Raw genomic sequence first — 1,074 nt, forward strand, 5'->3', positions numbered from 1 at the left:
ACATATCTGGTAACGCAACGAGTTTATCTTGTTAAGGCTCGGTGGACCGCGGAGATTGTCCCAGAGTCACTCGTCGTCAGCGTCAGATGTGTATAAGAGACCTATGGTTTAGGGCAGTTAAATCAAGCCACAGGCAATGGTATTACTAAAGCATACAGTTTTGATAGCCGCGGCCGCCCGACCACGCAAACGATTAATGATGATGATAAATCCTATACCACAACGACCTTTTATGATGCTAACTATGGCCGAGTAAAAGGACTTCGTTATCCAAACAACTTGACGCTTGAATATGGTTACACAGATTCTGGTTATCAAAATGTAGTGAAGAATACCGCCAGTGGCTATGTGTATAAAACCATTACTGAACAGGATGTGTTTGGTAATATTACAGCTGCTGACTTAGGTAATGGCACGTCAGAAACTACGTCGTATAGTAACCGTAACGGCCAAATGCTGTTAAAAGCGGTCGCCAAAGGCAGCAATAACCTGATGAACATTAGTTATCAAGGGTATGATGGTTTTGGTAACTTAACGCAAGTGGATGTCACCACGGGTAATGTGGGGATTGACCAACATCAATTTACTGAAACCTATGAGTACGATAGCTTACATCGCTTAGAGCGTAACTTGGTGGATAACCATATAGTCACCAGTTACAGTTATGATGCAGTTGGTAACTTGTTATCTAAATCAGACTATGCCACGCAATATGACTACACAACAGATTCAACAGGTGGCCCGAATGCGGTTAAGCGTGTGTATCGTGGCGGTTGGAAGTCATTTAGCTACGATACCCGAGGTAATATGACCCAAGGTGATGGTTTAACCAGCGCAACGTATAACGCGATGGATAAACCCACCCAAATCAAAAAAGGCGGTAAAACCCTCAACTTTACTTATGGCCCAGAGCATATGCGCTATAAGCAAGTGAATGGCAATGTGACCACGTACTATAGTGACAAGCTCTATGAAGAAGAAATCGACGGCACAAACACTACATGGCGGGCCTACATAGACGACATTGCAGTAATAAGCCAAACAACCAGCGAAGGCGCAACTATTCGCTATACC

Annotated in this window: 1 pseudogene; it reads left to right on the forward strand. The window is 43.8% G+C overall.

Going from position 1 to position 1,074, the window contains the following annotated elements:
* Window positions 1–279 precede the first annotated feature (279 nt).
* Window positions 280–1,074 (forward strand): annotated as a pseudogene (locus tag C7Y70_RS20310) (hypothetical protein); the annotation flags it as partial.

The organism is Pseudoalteromonas sp. KS88 (assembly GCF_004766475.1).
In the GTDB taxonomy this organism is placed as follows: Bacteria; Pseudomonadota; Gammaproteobacteria; order Enterobacterales; family Alteromonadaceae; genus Pseudoalteromonas.